This window comes from Cricetibacter osteomyelitidis (assembly GCF_004340985.1).
Lineage (GTDB): Bacteria > Pseudomonadota > Gammaproteobacteria > Enterobacterales > Pasteurellaceae > Cricetibacter > Cricetibacter osteomyelitidis.
Genome location: NZ_SLYB01000002.1, coordinates 145,774 through 167,775, shown reverse-complemented (window position 1 = coordinate 167,775; position 22,002 = coordinate 145,774). Strand labels below are relative to the sequence as shown.

24 protein-coding genes and 3 pseudogenes are annotated in these 22,002 nt (G+C 36.8%); 6 read left to right on the top strand and 21 right to left on the bottom strand.

All coding sequences use genetic code 11. The annotated features are described in order from the left end of the window. The 18 genes and pseudogenes from EDC44_RS01950 to EDC44_RS01865 form a co-directional block, all read right to left on the bottom strand. Positions 1-708: 1-deoxy-D-xylulose-5-phosphate synthase N-terminal domain-containing protein (locus EDC44_RS01950; protein WP_243647877.1), on the bottom strand; the 708-nt coding region annotated here is incomplete at its 3' end. A gap of 16 nt (positions 709-724) precedes the next feature. After that, positions 725-784: pseudogene (locus EDC44_RS13135) on the bottom strand (hypothetical protein); the annotation flags it as partial. A 5-nt stretch (positions 785-789) separates the two neighbouring features. Next, entirely contained in the window at positions 790-1,590 is an 801-nt protein-coding gene (gene tpiA / locus EDC44_RS01940) for a triose-phosphate isomerase (protein WP_131974834.1), read from the bottom strand. Positions 1,591-1,603: 13 nt separating this feature from the next. Beyond that, positions 1,604-2,278: a cyclase family protein gene (locus tag EDC44_RS01935; RefSeq protein WP_131974832.1), complete on the bottom strand. Its 675-nt coding sequence runs from the start codon at positions 2,276-2,278 to the stop codon at positions 1,604-1,606. A 10-nt stretch (positions 2,279-2,288) separates the two neighbouring features. Beyond that, positions 2,289-3,581, bottom strand: a complete 1,293-nt coding sequence (locus tag EDC44_RS01930; RefSeq protein ID WP_131974830.1) for a TRAP transporter large permease — start codon at positions 3,579-3,581, stop codon at positions 2,289-2,291. Next, positions 3,581-4,057 carry a TRAP transporter small permease gene (locus tag EDC44_RS01925; protein WP_131974828.1) on the bottom strand — a complete coding sequence of 159 codons (477 nt, stop codon included), beginning with the start codon at positions 4,055-4,057 and terminating at the stop codon, positions 3,581-3,583. The genes EDC44_RS01930 and EDC44_RS01925 overlap by 1 nt, the downstream gene beginning before the upstream one ends. Before the next feature lie 35 nt (positions 4,058-4,092). Next, on the bottom strand, positions 4,093-5,070 hold the full coding sequence (locus tag EDC44_RS01920) for a TRAP transporter substrate-binding protein (protein ID WP_131974826.1): 978 nt from the start codon (positions 5,068-5,070) through the stop codon (positions 4,093-4,095). 35 nt (positions 5,071-5,105) lie between these two features. Further along, positions 5,106-5,543, bottom strand: coding sequence for a ribose 5-phosphate isomerase B (gene rpiB / locus EDC44_RS01915; protein WP_131974846.1), 438 nt, complete (start codon positions 5,541-5,543; stop codon positions 5,106-5,108). A gap of 26 nt (positions 5,544-5,569) precedes the next feature. Then, positions 5,570-6,523: a sugar-binding transcriptional regulator gene (locus EDC44_RS01910; RefSeq protein ID WP_131974824.1), complete on the bottom strand. Its 954-nt coding sequence runs from the start codon at positions 6,521-6,523 to the stop codon at positions 5,570-5,572. Between the two features lie 16 nt (positions 6,524-6,539). Then, the gene (locus EDC44_RS01905) at positions 6,540-7,376 is read right to left on the bottom strand and encodes a sugar phosphate isomerase/epimerase family protein (protein WP_131974822.1); all 837 of its coding nucleotides are present in this window, start codon (positions 7,374-7,376) and stop codon (positions 6,540-6,542) included. A 28-nt stretch (positions 7,377-7,404) separates the two neighbouring features. Beyond that, complete coding sequence (locus EDC44_RS01900) at positions 7,405-8,325, bottom strand: amidohydrolase family protein (RefSeq protein ID WP_131974820.1); 921 nt, start codon at positions 8,323-8,325, stop codon at positions 7,405-7,407. A 10-nt stretch (positions 8,326-8,335) separates the two neighbouring features. Next, positions 8,336-9,598, bottom strand: coding sequence for an MFS transporter (locus EDC44_RS01895; RefSeq protein WP_131974818.1), 1,263 nt, complete (start codon positions 9,596-9,598; stop codon positions 8,336-8,338). Between the two features lie 62 nt (positions 9,599-9,660). Next, complete coding sequence (gene dhaL / locus EDC44_RS01890) at positions 9,661-10,293, bottom strand: dihydroxyacetone kinase subunit DhaL (protein WP_131974816.1); 633 nt, start codon at positions 10,291-10,293, stop codon at positions 9,661-9,663. A 1-nt stretch (position 10,294) separates the two neighbouring features. Then, positions 10,295-11,299: a dihydroxyacetone kinase subunit DhaK gene (locus EDC44_RS01885; protein WP_131974814.1), complete on the bottom strand. Its 1,005-nt coding sequence runs from the start codon at positions 11,297-11,299 to the stop codon at positions 10,295-10,297. A 3-nt stretch (positions 11,300-11,302) separates the two neighbouring features. Beyond that, the gene (locus EDC44_RS01880) at positions 11,303-12,325 is read right to left on the bottom strand and encodes a 4-hydroxythreonine-4-phosphate dehydrogenase PdxA (protein ID WP_131974812.1); all 1,023 of its coding nucleotides are present in this window, start codon (positions 12,323-12,325) and stop codon (positions 11,303-11,305) included. A 327-nt stretch (positions 12,326-12,652) separates the two neighbouring features. Continuing rightward, positions 12,653-13,933, bottom strand: coding sequence for a TRAP transporter large permease (locus tag EDC44_RS01875; protein WP_131974810.1), 1,281 nt, complete (start codon positions 13,931-13,933; stop codon positions 12,653-12,655). Beyond that, positions 13,930-14,490, bottom strand: coding sequence for a TRAP transporter small permease (locus EDC44_RS01870; RefSeq protein ID WP_131974809.1), 561 nt, complete (start codon positions 14,488-14,490; stop codon positions 13,930-13,932). Before EDC44_RS01870 ends, EDC44_RS01875 begins: the two co-directional genes overlap by 4 nt. Before the next feature lie 29 nt (positions 14,491-14,519). Next, complete coding sequence (locus tag EDC44_RS01865) at positions 14,520-15,512, bottom strand: TRAP transporter substrate-binding protein (RefSeq protein WP_131974807.1); 993 nt, start codon at positions 15,510-15,512, stop codon at positions 14,520-14,522. Positions 15,513-15,877: 365 nt separating this feature from the next. On the opposite strand from EDC44_RS01865, the pseudogene EDC44_RS01860 reads away from it, so the two are divergent. From EDC44_RS01860 to EDC44_RS01835, 6 genes and pseudogenes are all read left to right on the top strand, one after another. Next, positions 15,878-16,098 (top strand): annotated as a pseudogene (locus EDC44_RS01860) (transposase); the annotation flags it as partial. Positions 16,099-16,133: 35 nt separating this feature from the next. Beyond that, positions 16,134-16,236 (top strand): annotated as a pseudogene (locus EDC44_RS01855) (IS3 family transposase); the annotation flags it as partial. A gap of 170 nt (positions 16,237-16,406) precedes the next feature. Beyond that, positions 16,407-16,859, top strand: a complete 453-nt coding sequence (rpiB, locus tag EDC44_RS01850) for a ribose 5-phosphate isomerase B (RefSeq protein WP_131974805.1) — start codon at positions 16,407-16,409, stop codon at positions 16,857-16,859. A 250-nt stretch (positions 16,860-17,109) separates the two neighbouring features. After that, positions 17,110-17,751, top strand: coding sequence for a YagU family protein (locus EDC44_RS01845; protein ID WP_131974803.1), 642 nt, complete (start codon positions 17,110-17,112; stop codon positions 17,749-17,751). 113 nt (positions 17,752-17,864) lie between these two features. Beyond that, a complete protein-coding gene (locus EDC44_RS01840) occupies positions 17,865-18,500 on the top strand; it encodes a hypothetical protein (protein WP_131974801.1) in 636 nt (211 codons plus the stop codon). Positions 18,501-18,601: 101 nt separating this feature from the next. Then, entirely contained in the window at positions 18,602-20,206 is a 1,605-nt protein-coding gene (locus EDC44_RS01835; protein ID WP_131974799.1) for a DNA recombination protein RmuC, read from the top strand. Between the two features lie 36 nt (positions 20,207-20,242). On the opposite strand, the gene ruvX is transcribed toward EDC44_RS01835, so the two are convergent. The 3 genes from ruvX to rsmE are packed head-to-tail and all read right to left on the bottom strand — an operon-like array spanning position 20,243 to position 21,993. After that, on the bottom strand, positions 20,243-20,668 hold the full coding sequence (gene ruvX / locus EDC44_RS01830) for a Holliday junction resolvase RuvX (RefSeq protein ID WP_131974797.1): 426 nt from the start codon (positions 20,666-20,668) through the stop codon (positions 20,243-20,245). Next, positions 20,668-21,228, bottom strand: a complete 561-nt coding sequence (locus EDC44_RS01825) for a YqgE/AlgH family protein (protein WP_131974844.1) — start codon at positions 21,226-21,228, stop codon at positions 20,668-20,670. Before EDC44_RS01825 ends, ruvX begins: the two co-directional genes overlap by 1 nt. A 30-nt stretch (positions 21,229-21,258) precedes the next feature. Further along, positions 21,259-21,993: a 16S rRNA (uracil(1498)-N(3))-methyltransferase gene (rsmE, locus tag EDC44_RS01820; protein WP_131974795.1), complete on the bottom strand. Its 735-nt coding sequence runs from the start codon at positions 21,991-21,993 to the stop codon at positions 21,259-21,261. Positions 21,994-22,002: the final 9 nt, after the last annotated feature.

The window sequence follows — 22,002 nt, the reverse complement described above, 5'->3', positions numbered from 1 at the left end:
CGGTGAACCGAAACCGATAATGGTTTTGCAGATAATTAAGGTCGGTTTATTGGTTTCTGCCTGCGCTTGTTTTACCGCGGCTTCAATAGCTGTACTGTCGTGACCGTCAATTGCCGGAATCACCTGCCAGCCGTAGGCTTCAAAGCGTTTTTGCGTATCATCGGTAAACCAACCATCTACATGACCGTCAATTGAAATGTTGTTGTCATCGTAGAATGCGATTAATTTGCCTAAACTTAAGGTTCCCGCCAATGAGCAGGCTTCGTGAGAAACGCCTTCCATTAAACAGCCGTCACCCAAGAACACATAAGTGTAATGGTCAACAATATCGTGACCCGGGCGATTAAATTGTGCAGCCAAGGTTTTTTCTGCAATGGCCATCCCCACAGCGTTCGTGATTCCCTGACCCAAGGGACCTGTCGTAGTTTCCACACCCGGTGCATAACCGTATTCCGGATGGCCCGGCGTTTTGGAATGAAGTTGACGGAACTGTTTTAAATCTTCGATAGACAAATCATAGCCGGTTAGATGTAACAAGCTATAAATTAACATTGAGCCATGACCGTTTGAAAGCACAAAGCGGTCACGGTCCGCCCATTTCGGGTTGGTTGGATTATGTTTTAAAAAAACGCGCCATAACACTTCGGCGATATCCGCCATGCCCATAGGCGCACCCGGGTGTCCTGATTTTGCTTTTACGAGTTGCACAGTGAGTTAACGCATTAATATTATTCTTACCTCCTAATTTTTCAATTAGTTGGCTCGCTATAATAGAATAATCCATGGTATTTATTTTCCTATATTCTCAGCTACTTGTAATGCATCTGTAATTAGTAAATGAAAATTACTTGCATCCCAAGCACTACGTCCTACAAATAATCCATCAATACACTCTTTAGAAATTAATTCATTTGAATTATCCCGGTTAACACTCCCTCCATATAGAACCGGTATTTTCTTACTCTCTTCACCGAATAATTCAAATAAGCACTCTTTAATTACTGCGTGTTTTTCATTCGCATAGTCTGCTGTTGCAGGAATACCTCCAGTTCCAATAGCCCAAACCGGCTCATATGCAATTCGTAGCAATGGCAATTGCTCAGGTCGCACATCAAATAGACCTATTTTCAACTGCATTCTCAAGATTTCATCTGAAATATTGTAATTCTTCTGCTCTAATGTTTCACCGATACATAATAATGTAATAAATTTATGTTGTAGGGAAGATAAAACCTTAGCATTTTCTTCTTGATCTGTTTCTTTCATAATATGACGCCGCTCAGAATGACCAATCATCACTAACTGAACACCTAATTCTTTTAGCATTAAGGGGGATATTTCACCTGTAAATTGCCCACTATCATTCGGATTCATATTTTGTGCGCCGATTTTAATAGATGGGATACTTGCTTTGGTTTCAGCAAGTTCAATTGCATCTTTTAATGTAGTATAAGAAGGGATTACAAACAACTCTATATCATATTGAGACTTAAATTTATTAGCAAAGCTACTAAGTTCAGTAAGATACTTAGTTACATCAGAATTTCCTTTATACATCTTCAAATTTGTACCAAAATAAATCTTCTTCATTATTTTTTCCTTATTATTTGTTTTTAATTAAGACCCTGCATGGAGAACCATCAGTATTTTCTATTGCAATAGGAACCATTACGGCTTCAATAATAGAACTAGTAATCTTATTCGTATTACAAATATATTCGACTAAAGTAACTCCCTTCATTAATAAATGTTGATGCGTAACATGTTTACTTAGCGGTTTTTCCATTGTGTTTGTGAGCCAACCTCGGATAGGATAATCTTGTGGAAAATCAAAGGCTATAATGTCAATATGTTGTGATGCTAAATAAGCAGCCCCATCATCCGTGATATAAGGCGAATTACCCCAAAATTCTTGAGAGTTATAGCTATAATGAGTATCCCAACATGTTTTAAAAATGAATTTGGTATATTGTTGCTGTTTAGGCCAAATTATTTTAAGCACTTCTGCACTAATAGCAAAATTATCGGTGACAATATCAGCTAAATCCAACACATGAAAATCACCGATAAAGACTTCCGGTGCAATATCTAATATGTTATATGCGCCTTTCTGAATATGGCTCAATGCATCCATATGTGTAAAAGCATGACAGGAAACTTGCAGCTGCGTCGCTTCAAATAAATCTCCATCATCAAAATTACCTTTTTTTTCTACCGCACTTTTCCAACGAACATGGTTTGTTGAAATAGGCATAGATAAATCAATCCATTTACTCATTATTCAGCTCCTATTGAAAAAGAAGATTTGGTAGGAATGTACTGAATGCCGGCACCATAATTAGTAAAATTAACAATGCAAAGAGAGAAAGCAAAAATGGTACGCTATCTTTAAGCACTCTCATCGGTTCGCATTCAGCAATATTAGCTGACAGAAATATTAGGTAGCCTACCGGAGGCGTAACCAACCCAATCATTAAATTTAAAATAATTACTAAGCCAAAATGAATAGGATCAATACCGAACTGATTGACAATCGGCATAAATACAGGAACCAAAATTGTCAATGCCGCTGTCGGATCCATAACCATACCGATAAACAGGACAATAATATTAATCAATATCAATGCTTCAATAGGACTGTCGCATACTGAAGATATCCAAGCCGCAACCTGATGGCTGATTTGCAAGCGGGCGATCATCCATGCGAAGATAGAAGATGCTCCTACAATCAGCATAACGGTAATTGTTCCTTTGAGAGATGAAATTAATGCTTTTTTCAATCGCTCGATACTGAGTTCTTTATAAATAAAAGTACCGACTAAATAAGCATATACGACAGATACCGCACCAGCTTCCGTTGCCGTAAATACACCCGAGATAATACCGTAGAGAATAATAATCGGACAAAGTAATGCCCAAACAGCATCTTTTGCACTGTCTTTAACTTCTTTTAAATTAAAAGCAACTGATTTATTGCCGTATTTATAAATTTTGCTCAAAATAAATGTAACTAAAATTAATACCAAGGCAATCATAATGCCCGGAATAATACCCGACATAAACATCTTGCCTACTGAAACTCCGGCACCGGCTAAAGCCGCAAATACGATCATAGGAACACTGGGCGGAATAATAGGCCCAATAATTGAAGCTGATTGTGTCAGTGCTGCGGCAAATGGAGCCGGGTATCCATTCTTTTTCATTTCAGGAATTAAAGAACTGCCGATAGCGGCTGTTGATGCAACTGCAGATCCGCTAATAGAACCGAAAAACAAACTGGAAAAAATATTAATATATGCCAATGATCCTTTCCATCTGCCGATTAATGAAGTAACAAAACGGATAATTCTGACTGTAATACCTCCGACACTCATCAGTTCTCCGGCTAAAAAAAAGAATGCCAATGCCTGTAAGGCATTTGTATCTAATCCCTGCATAACTTGTTGTGCCACAATAGTTACTGGTACATAAGGTAAAAATGTAAATAATGTTACGATAGAAGCAAAGATAATGCTGTAAAATAGTGGCAGTCCTAATACAGTGAAAATAAACATGACACCGAGCAATACGATAAATGACATTATAACTCCCTCACTTTTCTTGTTTTAGCTAAAGATACAAATGCAATAACTATTCTTATCATTTCAAGAGTAAGGCAAAGAATAAATGGAACATAGACCCATGAAATAGAAATCTTAAATGCAGAATAATAACTATTTATATTCATCTCATAGAGTTTAAGACCACCTTTTACTAATAAAAACAAGCAAAACAACATGATAATATATAATACAGATGATAACAGCCAACCGTATTTGAATTTTTCAAATATCATTATTCTCAATAAAGGAACCTGTATCTGAGTAGTTGTCAGTATTCCGAATAAAATCATCCATGTGTAGCAGAAGCGCAAAAATTCTTCTGCCCATGGAAAAGATATATTGATAACATATCTTGTGATTACTTGAACAAATGTCATGATGACAATAATAAGAAAAAAGAGACATCCTAAGGATAAAAACGTCTTACTAATAAATTTTTCATAATTATCGACCATAAATTTGTCTCCTTTTTCTTATATGTCAATATTAGCTACTTGATATCAATAACTTTATTGATGATATCATTGCCGAATTTTTTAGCGTAATCGTCCCACGCTTTTTTTGCACCTGCTTTAAATGAAGCTGTATCTGGATTTTCTTCAACCTCCATACCTTGTTCTTTTAATTTGCCAAGGTAGATTTTATTTTCTTCCATATTGAGTTTTTTCTCTAATTCAGCACCTTCTTTTGCAGCCTGTAATAGAATCTCCTGATCTTCTTTATCCATATAATTGAAACGATCTAAATTCATTGTCATTGGTGCGGCTGTATATGCATGGTTGGTCAGAGATAAATATTTTTGTACTTCCTGCAAATTATTATTATAAATATGATGAACGGGGTTTTCTTGCCCATCAATAACGCCTGTTTTTAAAGAAAAATAAACTTCATTAAACGGCATTGGAGTCGGATTTGCTCCCCATTCTTTAAATGCGGCAATATGTGCTGGATTTGGCGTGGTTCGCAATTTTAAACCGGATAAATCAGCAACAGTTTTTATTTGTTTTTTACTATTTGTAATATCTCTAAATCCAATTTCATAAAACGCCAATCCCTTCAATCCTGATTTTTCTAAGGATCTTAGAAGATTATCACCCACATCACTGTTCAATACGTTTTCTACATGAGATTCATCTCTAAATAAAAATGGTAAATCCAGCAAATTCAATTCTTCATTAAAAGTGGTGTAATAAGGGTTTCCTACAACGACAATATCGATTGTTCCCATCCGAGTTCCGTCAATTTGCGTGCCTGATGGACCCAATTCGCTATTAGGATGCAATTTAATAGTAATTCGACCATTAGAAAGTTCGCTGGCTCGTTTGGCCATAAACTCCGTTGCTTTAGTCACTGTATCACTCGGAGAACCGTAATGGCTGAGAGCTAAAGTATGTTCCCCTGCTGCAAAAACAGTTCCTGAAATTATTGTGAGTAAAATTGTCGTTGAAATAACATTTAGTTTCTTCATAATTACACCTCTTTGAAAATTATAGGGTTAATAAATTATTTATGATATTTAGCCTCTATTTCATTAATTCTGGCTACTTTTCGGGTAGATCCGCCGCCAGAAAAATCTGAGTTTAACCATACATTTAAAATAGATTTCGCTAATTCAACACCAATAACACGTTCTCCAAAACAAAGAATCTGAGCATCATTACTTTTTCTGGCACGTTCCGCTGAAAAGACATCATGGCAAACTGCCGCTCGGATGCCAGGTATTTTATTGGCCGTGATACACATTCCAATACCGGTACCGCACATTAAAATCCCACGATCATATTTACCTTCGGCAATAGCCTCAGCAATAGGTGCGGCAACATCCGGATATAATTCAACATTACCAAAATCATCATATTCAATTCCTAATGAATCTAAATGTTTCATTATTTCTAGTTTTAAACCATATGCAGCTTCATCACATCCTAATGCAATTTTCATCATTTCTCTCCTATATTTTATGATTATTACCCTTTGGAAAAATTCAGTATCATATTGATATTACTGGCACTGGTTGCAATAACATCAATAATACCTGTACGTAAAGCACCAAGAATTGCCATTGCTTTTGTATTTTCGGAAGCAATTCCGATAACGCAGGGAATTGCTTTTAAATCTTCCAGACTTAAGCCAATTACTCTATTATTCATTACAGTATCAACAGGTTCACCTTGGATGTTAAAAAAACCATATCCGGCAATATCTCCGATAACACCCAAATTTATTTTGGCTTCCGTTACCTCTTTAGCGGTAAACCAACCTAATCGAACCATGTAGCTATCTTCATTCATATCACCAATACCTACTAGAGCAATATCCGCCTTACGAGCTCTATCTAGTGTTTCTTTAATCACTCTATTACCCATGAATACATCTCTAAAATCTTTATTTTCTAAGTAAGCTGGAGCATATAAAGTTTCGTTCGTACCATGAAATTTATTTGCCAAATTTTTACAAATATTATCGGCATCCACAGGTTCTCCAATACGTTGAACGCCACCAATGCCACAAATAAATTTACAATTCTTCTCTGATGGTATACCGACATACTCTCCTATTGCTGCGACATTACGTCCTTGCCCAACCGCAACTGTCATGCCATCTTTTAAAGTATTTGAAAGATATGAACTCACTAAAGAAGCTACTTGTTTTCTTTGTTCTTTTTCATTATGTTCGTCTATTGCTATTAAGGCTCGCTGAATACCAAATTCTTCAATTAATCGTTGTTCTAGCTGAGAGGTAAAAACAGGATGATACTTCACATTTATTTCAACAACCCCTTCTTGTCTTGCTTTTTTTAATAAACGTCCTACCTTAATTCTAGAAATATTGAACTTGTTGGCGATATCTTCTTGAGTAAGTTCATGTTCATAATATGCAATAGCGATTTCAGTTAATAAATTACCTTCCTTATAATTCATGTTTTACCTCTTAATATTATATAGACTCAATATATTTTCTTGACTTTACCAATGTCTCTTCAATCACTTCTAAAGGTACTCGTTCATTATATCTCCTTGGTGTAGAATCAATTTCTCTATATATTCTTAATGGAATTTCTAAACTACTAGGTATACGTTTATTTTTTAATTTTAATATTATATCTTTATAATTTATTAACCCCTTACCTTCAATAGGTATAAACTTAAATTTATTATTTAAAATACAAACATCCTTAATATGAAAATATTTTGAATAATCTAATGCAATTAAGGATTGAGATAATACATCTAATTCTTTTTTATAAGTTACCATATTACCCGGATCAAAATTTATTGAATAAACATCGGAATCTAATTCTTTAAGTAATTCTAAACCATCATCAATAGTGACAAATGCATTAAAATTATAATCACCACCATTTTCTAAACAAAGAATACATCCCGCATTTTTTAAAAGAGGTTTTAATAAACATAGATTATTAATCATTTTGAGTTTATTTTCTAATTTAGTTGTACAAATATTTATATATTTAGCACCAATTAAATTTGCAAAATAAATACGAGGAGTAAAAATTTCCAAAAAGTTATCAATAGAAAGATCCATAGTACATCCAAGTGCATTTATATTTAATCCGTATTTTTCTTTAAGATTATTAACAGTATTTGCATTATCAATACTGAATAGATCTTTATTTATATTTCCTACATATCCTTGATTGTACGCTAGTTCAAAATATTTAAAACCACATTTTTTAATAGAACTCAAAGTAGTATCTAAATCATATCCATCATAGATAGACGTATTAACAGATAGCTTTGTTAGGTTAGTCATTTTTACTCCTATCATTTATATAACATTATTAAATATCAATTTTGTAGTATTTTTTAGCATTCGCAAAAAATAATTTATATTGATCCTCATAACAATAGTCTTTTACTGCCTCTTTAAATCCAGTAAAAATAGTTTGCAGCTCTCCACATAAACTATCTACGGGGAAATTACTAGCAAACATAGCACGATTCACACCAAATATTTTTACTGTTTCTTGTATAATCCATCGATTATCCTCAATATTCCATTGTTTTTCGGGTAAACCAATTCCTGAAATTTTTACAACAATATTAGGAATATCAGATAATTGGCTCATTGCTTTATGCCAGGTTGCCAGTCCTTCAGGAGAACGATCTGATGGTAACCCAGTGTGATTTAGAATAATAAGTGTGTTTGGAAAATCTAAAGCTAATTGTTTTGCCTCATGCAAATTCCACCAAGGAGTTTGCAAATCAAAATTTAAATTAAATTTTTCTAATAACTCATAACCTTCACGCCATTTCTCATTACTCATCAAAGTTCTTACACCTTGTTGAGCTTCTTGTGGAGATAATGCCCCTTCTGGTTTATGACGAACACTTCTTACCAGTGGAAATGCCGATTGTTCTCTTAGTACAGACTCAACATCATCAGCTTGTAACCATGCCTGTGCAACAACAGCATTAGGCATTCCATATTTTTCTGCAACAGTATGAATGTAAGTTGTTTCTCCTATTGGATCTTTAGGATCCCACTCAGCATCAACATAAACAGTTGCAACAACATTATGCTTAGAAGTAACATCTTTTAAATAATCCGGTGGTAAATATTCTTTCTTGATAGATGTATAATCGCCATATCTAAACGGAATTAACACATCGGGAGCTAACCATGGATGTGGATTGATTTGTGGTTGCCAAAAATGCTGATGTGCATCAATCATTGGGCCATCATATAATTTATGTTCCATATATTTTCCCTTATTTATCTTGTTTACTTAGTTGAATACTTAATGTGCCTAAAATATATACAACAGAACACCCGGCAAAAAAGAATAGTACATTATTGTAGTTATCTGTTTTTTGTAAAATAAAGCCAACTAAAATCGGTACAATAATTCCTCCTAAACTACCAGCCATATTCATAATACCGCCGACAAAACCGACTTTGTTCTTTGGAGCAAGTAGTGCAGGGAAACTCCAATACAGACTTCCCCACATCAAGAAAAAAGCTGCGATAGAAAGTACCGCAATAGCAATAACAGGAACATTCATATTCGGCAAAAGGGAAAACGCAATTAACGTACTGATTCCTGAGATTGTCAGAACCCCTTTAATTGCAATACGCTGTGCAATTCCCCGCTTGACTAAGAAATCAGTGAAAAAACCACCGCACAATGAACCTAAAGAACCAAACAAGAAAATGATAAATGTTGCGTTCCCTACACCTTTAATATCAAACCCTCTTGCTTGTGCCAAATAACTCGGCCCCCAAGTTAGTAATCCGAAGAACATCATTGCCCAAGCCGCCCGACCAAACAAAATAGCGATCAATGAAACTTTTGAAACGCCTGTACCTGTAGAAATATCTTCTTTTATTACCGCACTTTGTGAATTATCAGCTTCAATAAGTTTTAATTCTTCTTCATTCACAAATGTATGCTCTTGCGGTGTATCACGCAGATATTTCCAAGTAATAATACCCAGCAGCATAGTAATAATACCGATAATGGCAAATACTGCCCGCCAAGATCCAACAACAGCAATCATATAGGCAATAATAATGCCCCCAAGTGCAGCACCTAGAGGTCCGCCGCAATCCATAATAACCGCACCGCGACCGCGCTCTTTAGAAGACAGCCATGTCGAATTTAATTTACCGCCGGCCGGAAAAAGCGGAGCTTCGCCGGCTCCAAGCATAAAACGCAAGAATAAAAGCGATATACCGCCGGTTGAAAATGCGGCAAGCGTTTGAAATACTCCCCACAATACTGTAGAACCTGTAATCATCTTGCGGGGGCCGTATTTATCTATTAACCATCCTCCCGGAATCTGTAAAAGAGCATAAGCCCAAAAGAAACTGCTCAAAATAATTCCTTGCATTGTGGGAGATAAATCAAATTCTTTAGCGATGGTCGGCATTGCAATAGAAAGCGATATTCGGTCAATCAAATTAACTACAACCAATAAAAAGATAATACCAAAGACAAACCAACGGACATGAGACGCTTTATTCTGTTTCATAGTATTTCCCTCTTCATCAAAATAAGGCCTAGTCTGTGCCAAGCCTTATTTTTAGTTAGCGGTTACTGATTATTTTTTGTGAATTCCGACATATATTTAAGAATAAATGACATAGAAACCGCCCCCGGATCGACATAACCCAAAGAGCGCTCACCCAGACTCTTAGCTCGGCCGAAAACAGCAATTTGATCTTTTGTATTTTCAGCACCTTGTTCTGCTGCCGTGGCCACCGCATCAAGAGCAATCATCAGACTTTCATTTTGTACAGCAATAGCATGATCTGCTGCGGCTGCCAGAGCATCCATCATTGTTTTGTCGCCAGGTTTTGCCCCCCCTCGATTAAATACACCTTCTTTACCAGCAGATAAAAACTGAGCCAAAACTTTTGCATTAAAGGTCTCTTCACCAATGATAGCTTTTCCGCCAGCTCTGAATAATGTTCCAAAAATAGCACCTGAAGCTCCGCCCATACTGGACATCATTTTTGTTCCTGAGGTCAAAAATAATTCACCAATATCTTTTGGTTGAAAGGTATCCGTGTTTAATAAGTCTCTTACAGCTGCAAAACCGCGCTGCATACCTAAACCATGATCACCATCGCCGATTTTCAGATCCAGCTCGGTTAAAATAGGTTCGCTTTCAACCATTTTTTCTGCAGTGTAAAGCAATAAGTTTCTAGTTTCTGATACATTCATATTATTTTCTCCAAGCAAAGCTATCACAAGGCATATCATAAAGTTTTTGTAATTCATCATCTAAACGGAATATCGTGACCGAATATCCGGCCATTTCCTGCGAAGTGCAATACCCACCAATCAATGTGTCATAAATCTGTATGTTACGGGCGCTCAATTCTTGATATATTTTTCTATTTGCTATTAATAATTCGGTATATGTAGAACTACCTAGATTATTTATAGTTACACATACTTTATCTCCGGCCTGCAAGCTGATATCAGCACATAAGCTATTGATAATTTCTCCGTTTATTTCATCTGCAGATGCCATTTTTTGTCTTCTGACACCTGGTTCCCCATGAATCCCCATACCTAACTCGAGTTCATCATCAGCCAATTCAAAATTAAATTTTCCCGTTTGGGGAATGGAACAGGCGCCTAAGGCAACTCCCATTGTCCGCGTATTAAAGTTGGCTTTTGCTGTGACTTCGTACAGTTTATCTAGGTCATATCCGGATTCAACAGCGGCACCTGCAATTTTCAGAACATACATATCTCCGGCAACCCCTCGGCGATCGCTCATTTTTGATAATGGTGCTGCTGAAATATCATCAGTTACACGAACAGTTTTAACCTGAATACCTTCTTCTTCCAATAATTCAGCTGCAATATCAAAATTCATATTGTCACCGGCATAATTGCCGTAGACAAACAGAACACCTTTACCTTTTTGTGCGGCTTTAGTTGTTTCAATAATGATATCCGGAGATGGAGAGGCAAATATTTCTCCAAGTGCGGCGGCATCAGCTAAGCCCTTGCCCACATAACCGGCAAACATTGGTTCATGACCACTTCCCCCTCCGGTTACAACAACAACCTGATCTGATTTAATATCATTACGGACTACGCCACTATATCCGTCGATTTTTGTCAATTTTCCACCACATGCATATAGCAAGCCTTCTAATTGTTCAGCCGGAACGTCACTTGGGTTATTTAATAATTTTTTAGGTTTTCTGCTCATAGTTTAATTTCCTTTATTTAACGATAAAACCCCTGTTCCCATACGGACAGCAATATTAAACGCAGCTTCAAACGCCGTAGGAATGGCTACATTTTTACCATATAAATCAAATGCAGTGCCGTGATTCGCAGTAGTAATAGGAATAGGAATACCACCTTGCACCGTAACACCACGTTCGAAACCAAGCAATTTAAGTGCGGTAGAAAATTGATCATGATACATTGAAAGTACACCATCAATTCCTAAACGTTCTACTTCGCGCATTGTTGTATCACCTGGAAATGGTCCATATACATCAATACCATATTCACGAGCCTTTTCAATTCCCGGAGTAATAATGGTAAGTTCTTCATCACCAAACACACCACCTTCTCCGCCATGCGGATTAAGTGCCTGAACCGCAATTTTAGGATTCTCTATACCTGCCTGAGTCAGTGCTTTATATAAAAGACAAACTCCGTCAACGATACCTTGAATAGATAGACTAGGTACAATATCTTTGAATGGAATATGAGAAGTTACACGTCCTGCCCAAATATTATCAACAACATTTAGCTCACATACAAAATCATGATAATTTGTTTGATCTGCGAACCAATGTAACTCATCGCGGTATTGTAAACCGCCTTTATGCATAGCCTGTTTATTAAGAGGAGCAAAACAAATCGAATGGATATATCCAGCTTGTGCAAGGTCAACTGCCCGCTTCAGTGTCTCTAATATATACACACCACTTTGAGCCGTTGATTTACCATATTCAAAAGGTAGTGGATGAGAACCTTTATGTATAATTAAGGCAGGTATACCATCTTTAAAAGCATAACTTGGTAATTGTGCTTCTGTAATTTCTTCATATTTAAAATCAACTTGAGCAATAGCCATACCTTTATGCAGCTCATCAGGATCTGCGATTAATAAAACATTTGCTTTTTGTATCTGTTCGTCTTGAATTAATAATTTAGCAACTAATTCCGGGCCAATACCTGCCGGATCACCCAATACCATTGCAACTGTAGGTTTCTGCATATTAATATCCTCATAAAAAGATAACTATTCTGAGATTAAATCTGGCCACACAAAAGAACATTGATATAACTTTTGTACATCTATTAAAACAAATTTATCAAGAAAAAAAAGTGATACTCGTCACAAAATAGAATTTCATATGAATTTAATTATAAATTTGTGATCTATATCACATCTCTAATAGAAAATATTATTTCTTCAAATTTAATAAAATAAACTTTATAAAATATAGCAATAAAATTGCTATCAATACCTAGAAAAGAAAAAAGGCGATTAAGGGGTTATAATTTAAATTCCCCCTAGCTGGAGGAATTTATCATTGGATAATTAATACAATAGGTTAACCATTCCTACTGTTAATGCGGGAATATACGTAACAGCCATAAGTGTTACAAATAATACTAAAATAAACCATAAATTGTCCTTAGTAACACTCCAAATATCTTTTTTGGCAATTGAGGAAGCTGTAATTAACACACTTGCTACCGGGGGAGTCTGCTGTCCTACAGCGATATTTAGTGTCAAAATTATACCAAAATGCACGGGATCGATGCCCAATTGAGTAATTAACGGCATAACAATAGGAACAACCAAAATAATTGCTGCTGCACCATGTAAAAACATACCGATAATAAACAGCATAAGATTGAGCATCATTAGCACAATATATTTATTATCTGATACGCCCAAAATGGCGGATGCCATATGCTGCGGTACTTCTTGTTCGGTTAGAAACAGCCCTAACACGGCTGAAGTCGCGACTAAAAGCATTACAACAGAAGTACCATTTACACTTTCAACCAAAGCTTTAGATAAAGATAAAATACTCAACTCTTTATAGATAAAAAAGCCAATGAGAAAAGCCAATAATACCGCCAAACCCGCAGCTTCAGTCGCAGTAGTAAACCCAGAGATAATTCCACCTAAAATAATAGCAGGTAATGTCAACGCCCAAAACGCTTCTTTAAAAGCAGTACATAATTTACGTAAGCTAAACGATTCTTCTCTGGGTAAATTATATTTGACCGCATAATAGTAACAAACTGCAAACATACCCAAAGATGCAATACCTCCGGCAGCTAATCCTGCAACAAATAGTTTGGAGATAGATACATCAGCCATAGCACCATAAATAATCATTGGTAATGATGGAGGAATAATAACAGCTAATGAAGCGGAAGAAGATGTAACAGCAGCTGAAAAACTACCGCTATACCCGCGTTTTTTCATTGCTGGAATCAAAATTGATCCTAATGCTGCTACATCAGCTACAGATGAACCTGATATTTCAGCAAAAATCATTGATACTCCTACATTCACCATTGCCAGTCCACCTTTAACAAAACCAATAAGAGCATTTACAAAGTTAATTAAACGAACTGAAATCCCCCCCGTATTCATTAATGAACCAGCTAAAATAAAGAGGGGAATAGCCAACAATGAAAAATTAGATGCACCATCAAATACAGATAATGCCACATTATATACGGCATCAAAACTATTAGTAACTAACATCCCAACCAAAGACACGACGCCAATAGCAACCGCAATAGGAACATTAATCATCACTAGCAATATTAAACCGAGCAATACGAAAAATGCTATCATGATAATTTCTCCTTAGCCATTTGCATATCCACACTATTGTCAACATCACGCAAAGCCTGTTCTATCTCTTCATCATCTTGTGTTTTACCCTCTAAAATAGATTTAAGAGCTTTGGGCATTGAAAGTATCTCCGCGATGATAAATAAAACACAGCCAATTGGTAATGCAGACTGTGCTGTTGCCTGAGTAATAAAACTTAAACTAGTCAAAGTTTCATCACCGAATATAGATAATACATAAAAACCGGCCCATGCAAGAATCACAAAAAAGCAGATTACAATAACTTCATTTAAGAAAAAAACATATTTCTTAATATGATAGGGCATTGAAGCAACAAGATTACCAAACCCCATATGGTTACGGTTTAATGCACATAAAGCGGCACCATAGAAAGTCAACCAAGCCAACAAAATCGACGATATTTCATCGTACCAATACAAAGACATGCCAGCAAAGCGGGTAAATATTGACACAATAATAATAGTAGCTAATGCTGCTAATATTACGGATGATATTATTGTCAATATTTTCTTTACTAAATTAAACAACACATCCATAAGATATCCCTCCGACGAAAGTTCATATTTTACGGTTTAATTGCTTCTTGCGTTTTCTCTAATAATAATTTCCCGTCAGGCACTGATGATATAAACTCTTCGTAAATCGGTTTACTTGCTTCAATAAATGCTGGGATATCCGCCTCATTTAATTGCATCCCATTCGCAACTAATTTTTTAGCCAACTCTACATCTGATTTTTCCGCTTCTATATATGCCCAACTTTGAGCTTCTTTAGAGGATAACTCAATAAGTTCTTTCACTTCTTGAGGTAATTTCTTATATGAATTAACACCCACAGTTAAATATGAAGGCGAATACACATGATTCGTAATACTTAGGTATTTTTGAACCTCCTGTAATTTAGCGGCATAAATATTGGTTAATGGGTTTTCTTGACCATCAATCACTCCCGTTCTTAAACCAATAAATACATCACCAAATGGGATTGGTGTCGGGTTTGCTCCCCATTCTTTAAACATTTTTAAGCGCCAAGAACTGTTTGGAGTGCGAATTTTTAATCCCTTCAAATCTTCAGGTTTATTTATAGGCCTAACATTATTTGTTATATTTCTAAAACCGTTTTCCCATAGACCAATAATTTTATATCCTTTCTTTTCTGCTTCAGGAGCAATGTACGGATAAAAAATTTGTTCTTCAACTTTAGCTAGTTGCTCTCGGTTAGTAATTAAGAAAGGCAGTTCAAAAATAGCCATTTGTGGAATATTTGTTGCAAGCGTAGAAGATAATAATGCAATATCGATAGTGCCTAATTTTAATTTCTGTTGTGTATCCTTATCTGAACCGAGCTGTCCCGCACCAAAAAATTTTAATTGATAGTCTAACTTTGCCGCTAATAGTTTTTCGTTAGTTATATCGACAAAATGTTTAGTTGTATCATATTGCAATGACCCCATACTTGCTGAAGTTGATACAATCAAATCTTTAGCTTGTATGGAAAAACTCGTAACGGATAAAACAATAGTTGTAATTGCAAGTTTTTTGCATGATTGAATATTCATCTTGAAAATCTCCCCGTATTTATGAACATTATTAAGTAAATAAAAAATAACATATGGAAATTTAATTGATGAGAACAAAATAACCAAGCAAGATCTTTTGTTCAAGCTACATTTTATTAATATGTGATTCACATCACAATTATTTAAAAATAATTCTTTAATTTGTGACATAAATCACAAAATATCTTAAACTATTTTAAGATACATATGTATAAAGCAATAAAAATAATATTACATATGTTCATATTAAATATATCTGATCAATATATCTAACAGAAAAAAGTCAAAAATAAAGAGTTAAACAACCCCTAAGACCACTGACAAACCTCTAGACCAAAAACATCTGATCTAATAAGCATACACCTATGCTCAAAAATCCTCCCACATCTCAATACGAGCTTGAAATGGTTAGCCTCGAAATACTCATTTCTAAAGAACACCTTTGTTCGTAAAATTACGAAAGCAATTGACTTTGAATTTATTTGCGAAGAAACCGCACACTTATACTGTTCCGATAACGGCCGCCCGGCGGTTGATCCGGTGCGTCTATTTAAAAATGCTGTTGGGCTATTTATTTGGCATCAAAAGAGTATGCATTTTAAAACCTATGCAGAACTAAAAAAAACGATTCACGACTATAATTGCTTATTACAACAATGAACGTATTCAGATAAAATTAAAAGGACTGAGTCTGGTACAATACCGAAATCAGTCCTGTAATTAGCGTCTAACTTTTTGGGGTCAGATTCCACAAGCAGATGTGGGGCGTTTAGTCGGTAACTATAACGGTATGAGATGGATTAACAGGTAATGAAAATACCGCATGTAAAATTGTAGATCGTTTATTTTTTAGAAGTATGTCGTGATGTAAATCACTAGACTAGGGAGCGAAAAATGAAAATTGCTATTGGTTGCGATGAGGCAGCATATAGATTAAAAGTTGAGTTAATTAAACATTTAGATTCATTGGGTATTGAATATAAAGATTTTGGTGCCGGTGAAGGCGATGTAGTACTTTATCCAGATGTTGCCGAAGCGGTTGCTGTGGCGGTTGCGGAAGGTAAATTTGACCGTGGTATTTTAACTTGTGGTACAGGTATTGGTATGAGTATTACAGCCAACAAAATACCAGGTATTCGTGCGGCAGTTTGCCATGATAGTTTTTCTGCAGAACGTGCAAGAAAAAGTAATAATGCACAAATAATCTGTTTTGGTGAACGTGTTATCGGTGTTGAGTTAGCTAAATCAGTTTTAGACGTTTGGTTAGAGTCCGACTTTGCCAGTGGTGGATCTGCACCCAAAGTGGCTCGTATTAATGAAATTGATGCTAAATATAATAAAAAATAATTTATCAGAGTAAACCATTTTATTTTACATAAAGTGGTTTATCTATAGGAGAACTATTATGACACTGCGTAACGAAGATGTTGTTATGATTAAGGGGTTTCTATTACCTTCAAATCAAATATAGTTAGTAAAATGTTTCCATTGTTAACATTAAGTAAAATAACTCGTTAGAGTTAACATTTTGCTTGACTATTCGATTCAGTAGAATAAAATTTGTACTCCTTTTAATCAATAATACTCGGAGTATTTTATGTCTGGCATTTTCGCTCAAACAGAACCAAACCGCCGTCGTTATGGCTTAGCGGTATTCATCGGTATCATCGCAGGTATCATTTCAGCCTTTGTTAAATGGGGCGCAGAACATCCGTTCCCACCACGCAGCCCAATCGATTTATTCACTGCCGCCTGTCCACAACCGGTTTTAGATGCATTAAATAGTGGTGCGGCAACCATGCAGATCACATTGGAACAATGTTCTCGTGCATTTTTAAACCCACCGCATGTTTTCTTACGCGACTACATTGGTATCGACCCGACCGAAGCAGCATTCACTTTTGCTGATCATGCTTTCAACTGGATCGGTGTAACTCACATGATTTTCTCTTTAGTATTTGCTATCGGTTACTGCATCGTTGCCGAACGTTTCCCGAAAATCAAATTCTGGCAAGGTATCGGTGCGGGTATCATCGCTAACATCTGTGTTCACTACATCGCATTCCCTGTATTAGGTTTAACCCCGTCGGTTGCTGAATGGCCATTATATGAACATATTTCCGAATTAGTCGGTCATATCTTCTGGTTCTGGACTATTGAGGTTATTCGTCGCGATTTACGCAACCGTATCACGCACGAACCAGATGCAGAAATACCGTTTGATGCGAAGTTCCGTTAATAGGAAACTTCAAATATTCAATATCCCCTTGATAAAAGTCAGGGGGATTTTTTGTCTAAAACTTTTTCGCCAGTATAATGTCTAACAACGTACGTGATAAAAAAGGAAAGAGTATGAATTTATTGAAAACATTATTTGTGGGCGCTTTAGCATTAATTTCCGTCACTGCATTTGCCGAAAATTTTAACATTAAATACAGTTCTAATTATTTAATGCCAGCTTATATCAATTTTAATATTGATAACGGGCAATATTTCGTGGAATCTAAAATCAATGTACCACTGTATAATATCCGCTTCTTAGCAAAAGGTTATATGCGTAACAACCAATTTAATATGTTAAATTATTCTGATACCCGCAATGGCAAAGCTTATGCTACGGCAAAAATTGATATGAATAACATCACATACGGTAAGGTGAAAGATCAAAAAACGGAAACTTTTACCTTGCCGACAATGGATTTATTTACCATGGCATTTCAGTTAAGTTATTACGATCAGTTACCGACGAGCTTTCAAATCACCAACGGGAAAAAATTATATCCCATGGAAAATGTGAAAATTCAAAAATCACAAAAAGCGGTGGAAAGGGATAACGGGCAAAGTGTGCAAGAAATCACCTATAAATTTAAAACCGGTAACAAAGATATCATGGTTAAAAAACATGCAAATGAAAAATTCCCGCGTTATATTTCATATAGCCGTGACGGCGATGAATATGAGCTCACCTTTGATTCTTTTGTAAAATAATATTCCCATAAGGCACGGTTCTCGTGCCTTAAATTTTTCTATAAAACAACCGCACTTTCCGTTATAATACTGTATATAAATATAGATTTGGAAACGTCGTAATGTTAGAAAATATCACACAAGATCAATTAATTATCTCACTGGCAGTATTATCGGTGATTTGTCTGATTTTATTGTTCCGCAATTTTCGCCATAAACGGGATGTCGCGGAACTACAACACGATCTGGATAAAAATATTTTAGATTTTAATGAATTATTGGCTAAATTTGAAACCCTATCACAAATAAAAAATCAATTAGATCAACAAATTGTTAAAGCTCAAACAATGGCTGAAGGTCTGCAAGTGCGTTTAGTCGAACGGGATGAAAAAATCCAATATTTACAAACGGAGCTTAATGAGGAACAAGCCCGCAATGAATCGGCTTCGCAAAATATCAATGCCACAAAAGAGCGTTTGGGAATTGCATCCGCTCAAGCGGATAGCCTGCAACAGCAATTGAATCAAAGCCAGCATAACCTATCCTGTAAAGAACGGGATTTGCAAAATTTAACGGAAAAATTCACCGCACTTTCGCAAGAATTAACGGAATTAAAAACTACTTTATCGGAAAAAGAAAAGCATTTCGCAGAGCAACAAGAGACTTTTAACCAAAGCAAACAACTGTTAAGTGTCGAATTCCAAAATCTTGCCAATCGTATTTTAGAGGAAAAAAGTCAGTCTTTCAGTCGGAGTAATCAAACCGCATTGGATGCTTTGCTCAAACCGTTCCGCGAACAAATCGACGGCTTTCAAAAACGGGTAAACGAAATTCACACCGAATCACTCAAAGGCAATGCGGGATTGGAAGCAGAAATCAAAAAAGTGTTGGAAATCGGCTTAAATATGTCGCAAGAAGCCAATAATCTCACATCTGCGTTGAAAGGCGAAAAGAAAACTGTGGGCAATTGGGGCGAAATACAGTTGGAAAACGCTTTGCAATCTGCGGGTCTGCAAGAAGGGGAAAATTACACCGCCCAAGCGCATTTTAAAGATGAAAGCGGTAAAAATAATTATCCTGATTTCGTGGTGCATTTGCCTGATAACAAACATCTGATTATTGACAGCAAAATGTCCTTAAACGCTTATGAAAGTGCGGTCAGTGCAGAGCAAGAATCAGATATGGAACGCTTTTTGCGGGAACATGTGCGAGCCATTAAAAACCATATTGATGATTTATCCCGCAAGGATTACAGCAATTTGATCGGAATGCGAAGTCCGGATTTTGTGCTTATGTTTATAGCCATCGAACCGGCCTATATTGAAGCGATGAAGCAGGATAAAGGATTATTTAATTACGGTTACGAACGCAATGTGATCTTGGTTTCCCATACCACCTTAATGCCGATTTTACGCACCGTGGCAAATTTATGGCGGATTGAACGGGGTAATTTGGAAGCCCGCGAAATCAGCGAAAAAGCCGGTGAAATTTATAATCAAATCTGTGTGGTGGCAGAACGTTTAGGAAAATTAGGCACTACGCTTTCCACTGTCAGCACTCACTATAACAGCACCGTCACCGCATTGGCCGGTCAGCAAGGTTTGGCAGGCAAAGTAGAACGCTTTAAAACGTTATCGACAAAAGCTAATAAAACAATGCCGGAATTGGCATTGTTGCATAATGATATTGAAGTGGGAAAATTAAAGACAATTGAAAAATCGGAATAAAATGACCGCACTTCATTCCGTTTATGCGGGCAGAATTTATTCAGATTGTGGATTGGAGTCAAACCAGCTTTCTAAAATCAAACAAGCGGAAATACCGTCCACTTTGCTTTTATTTAACGCTCGATAACCGCCGCGATCAAAAATTTCCGTTCGGGCTTCCGTGGTGGTTAAGCGTTCGTCTTGCAATGCAATTTTGACACCGAATCTGCCTTGCAAACGATTGGCGAATTTTCTGGCCTGCACCGTAAGTTCTTGTTCCGTGCCGTCCATATTCAAGGGTAATCCCACCACCACAATATGCGGCTGCCATTCTTTCAAACAGCGTTCAACGGCATCCCAATTCGGGATACCGTCTTGAGCTTTAAAAGCGGGTAAAGATTGCGCTGTACCGGTTATACTTTGCCCCACCGCACAACCGATGCTTTTTGTGCCAAAATCAAAAGCAAGAGCCGTAAATCCCATTAGCAATGTCCGATTTGTTGATATACAAAATTGCCGTTTTGAATGCCCAATAAAGAATTTGCAGCTAACCAACGTTCTGTGGCGGGCACATCAAACAGAGTATATTCATCCGCCGGTACTACAAGCCAGAAGTTATCCGCAATTTCCGCTTCCAATTGACCGGGCGCCCAGCTGGCACAACCTAAAGCCACAATAAATTTTTCCGGTTGTTGCATGGTACCGAACGTTTGCACAATATCCGCGGATGTGGTTAATTGAATAGAATCCGTGATTTTATAGCTGTGTTGAAAATCCAGCTTAGTTTTCCGATGCAAAATAAAACCGTTTTCCACACTCACCGGGCCGCCCGCCAATACAACATCATCAGGATATTGACGGTTGTCCGCCATCATAAAATTCATTTTTGCTACTAATTCTGCTACGCTTAAGTCTGTAGGCTGAGTTAACACCAAGCCCATACTGCCTTGCTCGTTGTGATCACATATATAGATCACTGCCTGTTTAAAATAATCATCTTGCTGCATCGGCATCGCAATCAGAAAATGATTCTTTAATTGCATAAATGTCGGTGCTGTTTTTTTGCTTTCCATCTAACCTAAATCTCCGAAACAAATTTGTAATGCACTGATTGCCGCCAATGCTGCAGTTTCCGTTCGTAGCACCCGCTTGCCGAGCAGAATTTCAGTAAAACCCTGTTGTTCTGTTTGAACAATTTCTTGCGGCGATAATCCACCTTCAGAACCGATCAATAATCGCACGCCTTTTGCCGGAATGCGGGGCAGAGTACGAATGGAATATTTCGCTCGCGGGTGCAAATTCAGTTTTAACGCGCCGTCTTGTTCGGCACACCAGTCTTGCAATTTCATCATTGGACGGATTTCCGGAATCACATTCCGACCGCATTGTTCGCACGCGGCAATGGCAATTTTCTGCCATTGTTGAATTTTCTTATCCAATCGCTCACCGTCCAGCTTCACTCCGCAACGCTCAGACCATAACGGTGTGATCACATTTACTCCCAATTCTACGGATTTTTGAATAGTAAATTCCATCCGTTCGCCGCGTGAAATCACCTGCCCGAGATGAATCAACAAATTGGATTCACGATCATCAAACTTGCGGGATTGAATGGTCACATCCACCTGTTTTCTACCGGCTTGCGTAATTATCGCTTGGTAAATATGGTTACTACCGTCAAACAATTCAAGAGTATCTCCCGCCTGCATCCGCAACACCCGCCCAACATGGTTGGCGGCATCATCAGAAAGCTGACATTCCGCAATATGTTCAAGGTTTTCAGGGTGATAAATTCTAGGGATTCTCATAGCTATACA

Excerpts from the sequence above, each read along its gene's own strand:
- tpiA (WP_131974834.1), bottom strand. The coding sequence starts at position 1,590 with ATGAAGAAGATTTATTTTGGTACAAATTTGAAGATGTATAAAGGAAAT.
- EDC44_RS01880 (WP_131974812.1), bottom strand. The coding sequence starts at position 12,325 with ATGCAGAAACCTACAGTTGCAATGGTATTGGGTGATCCGGCAGGTATT.
- EDC44_RS01930 (WP_131974830.1), bottom strand. The coding sequence starts at position 3,581 with ATGTCATTTATCGTATTGCTCGGTGTCATGTTTATTTTCACTGTATTA.
- EDC44_RS01870 (WP_131974809.1), bottom strand. The coding sequence starts at position 14,490 with ATGGATGTGTTGTTTAATTTAGTAAAGAAAATATTGACAATAATATCA.
- EDC44_RS01875 (WP_131974810.1), bottom strand. The coding sequence starts at position 13,933 with ATGATAGCATTTTTCGTATTGCTCGGTTTAATATTGCTAGTGATGATT.
- EDC44_RS01905 (WP_131974822.1), bottom strand. The coding sequence starts at position 7,376 with ATGACTAACCTAACAAAGCTATCTGTTAATACGTCTATCTATGATGGA.
- EDC44_RS01925 (WP_131974828.1), bottom strand. The coding sequence starts at position 4,057 with ATGGTCGATAATTATGAAAAATTTATTAGTAAGACGTTTTTATCCTTA.
- EDC44_RS01825 (WP_131974844.1), bottom strand. The coding sequence starts at position 21,228 with ATGCAATTAAAGAATCATTTTCTGATTGCGATGCCGATGCAGCAAGAT.
- rpiB (WP_131974846.1), bottom strand. The coding sequence starts at position 5,543 with ATGAAAATTGCATTAGGATGTGATGAAGCTGCATATGGTTTAAAACTA.
- EDC44_RS01935 (WP_131974832.1), bottom strand. The coding sequence starts at position 2,278 with ATGAGTAAATGGATTGATTTATCTATGCCTATTTCAACAAACCATGTT.
- EDC44_RS01920 (WP_131974826.1), bottom strand. The coding sequence starts at position 5,070 with ATGAAGAAACTAAATGTTATTTCAACGACAATTTTACTCACAATAATT.
- EDC44_RS01900 (WP_131974820.1), bottom strand. The coding sequence starts at position 8,325 with ATGGAACATAAATTATATGATGGCCCAATGATTGATGCACATCAGCAT.
- EDC44_RS01885 (WP_131974814.1), bottom strand. The coding sequence starts at position 11,299 with ATGAGCAGAAAACCTAAAAAATTATTAAATAACCCAAGTGACGTTCCG.
- EDC44_RS01845 (WP_131974803.1), top strand. The coding sequence starts at position 17,110 with ATGTCTGGCATTTTCGCTCAAACAGAACCAAACCGCCGTCGTTATGGC.
- EDC44_RS01840 (WP_131974801.1), top strand. The coding sequence starts at position 17,865 with ATGAATTTATTGAAAACATTATTTGTGGGCGCTTTAGCATTAATTTCC.
- rsmE (WP_131974795.1), bottom strand. The coding sequence starts at position 21,993 with ATGAGAATCCCTAGAATTTATCACCCTGAAAACCTTGAACATATTGCG.
- dhaL (WP_131974816.1), bottom strand. The coding sequence starts at position 10,293 with ATGAATGTATCAGAAACTAGAAACTTATTGCTTTACACTGCAGAAAAA.
- EDC44_RS01865 (WP_131974807.1), bottom strand. The coding sequence starts at position 15,512 with ATGAATATTCAATCATGCAAAAAACTTGCAATTACAACTATTGTTTTA.
- EDC44_RS01895 (WP_131974818.1), bottom strand. The coding sequence starts at position 9,598 with ATGAAACAGAATAAAGCGTCTCATGTCCGTTGGTTTGTCTTTGGTATT.
- rpiB (WP_131974805.1), top strand. The coding sequence starts at position 16,407 with ATGAAAATTGCTATTGGTTGCGATGAGGCAGCATATAGATTAAAAGTT.
- EDC44_RS01835 (WP_131974799.1), top strand. The coding sequence starts at position 18,602 with ATGTTAGAAAATATCACACAAGATCAATTAATTATCTCACTGGCAGTA.
- ruvX (WP_131974797.1), bottom strand. The coding sequence starts at position 20,668 with ATGGGATTTACGGCTCTTGCTTTTGATTTTGGCACAAAAAGCATCGGT.
- EDC44_RS01910 (WP_131974824.1), bottom strand. The coding sequence starts at position 6,523 with ATGAATTATAAGGAAGGTAATTTATTAACTGAAATCGCTATTGCATAT.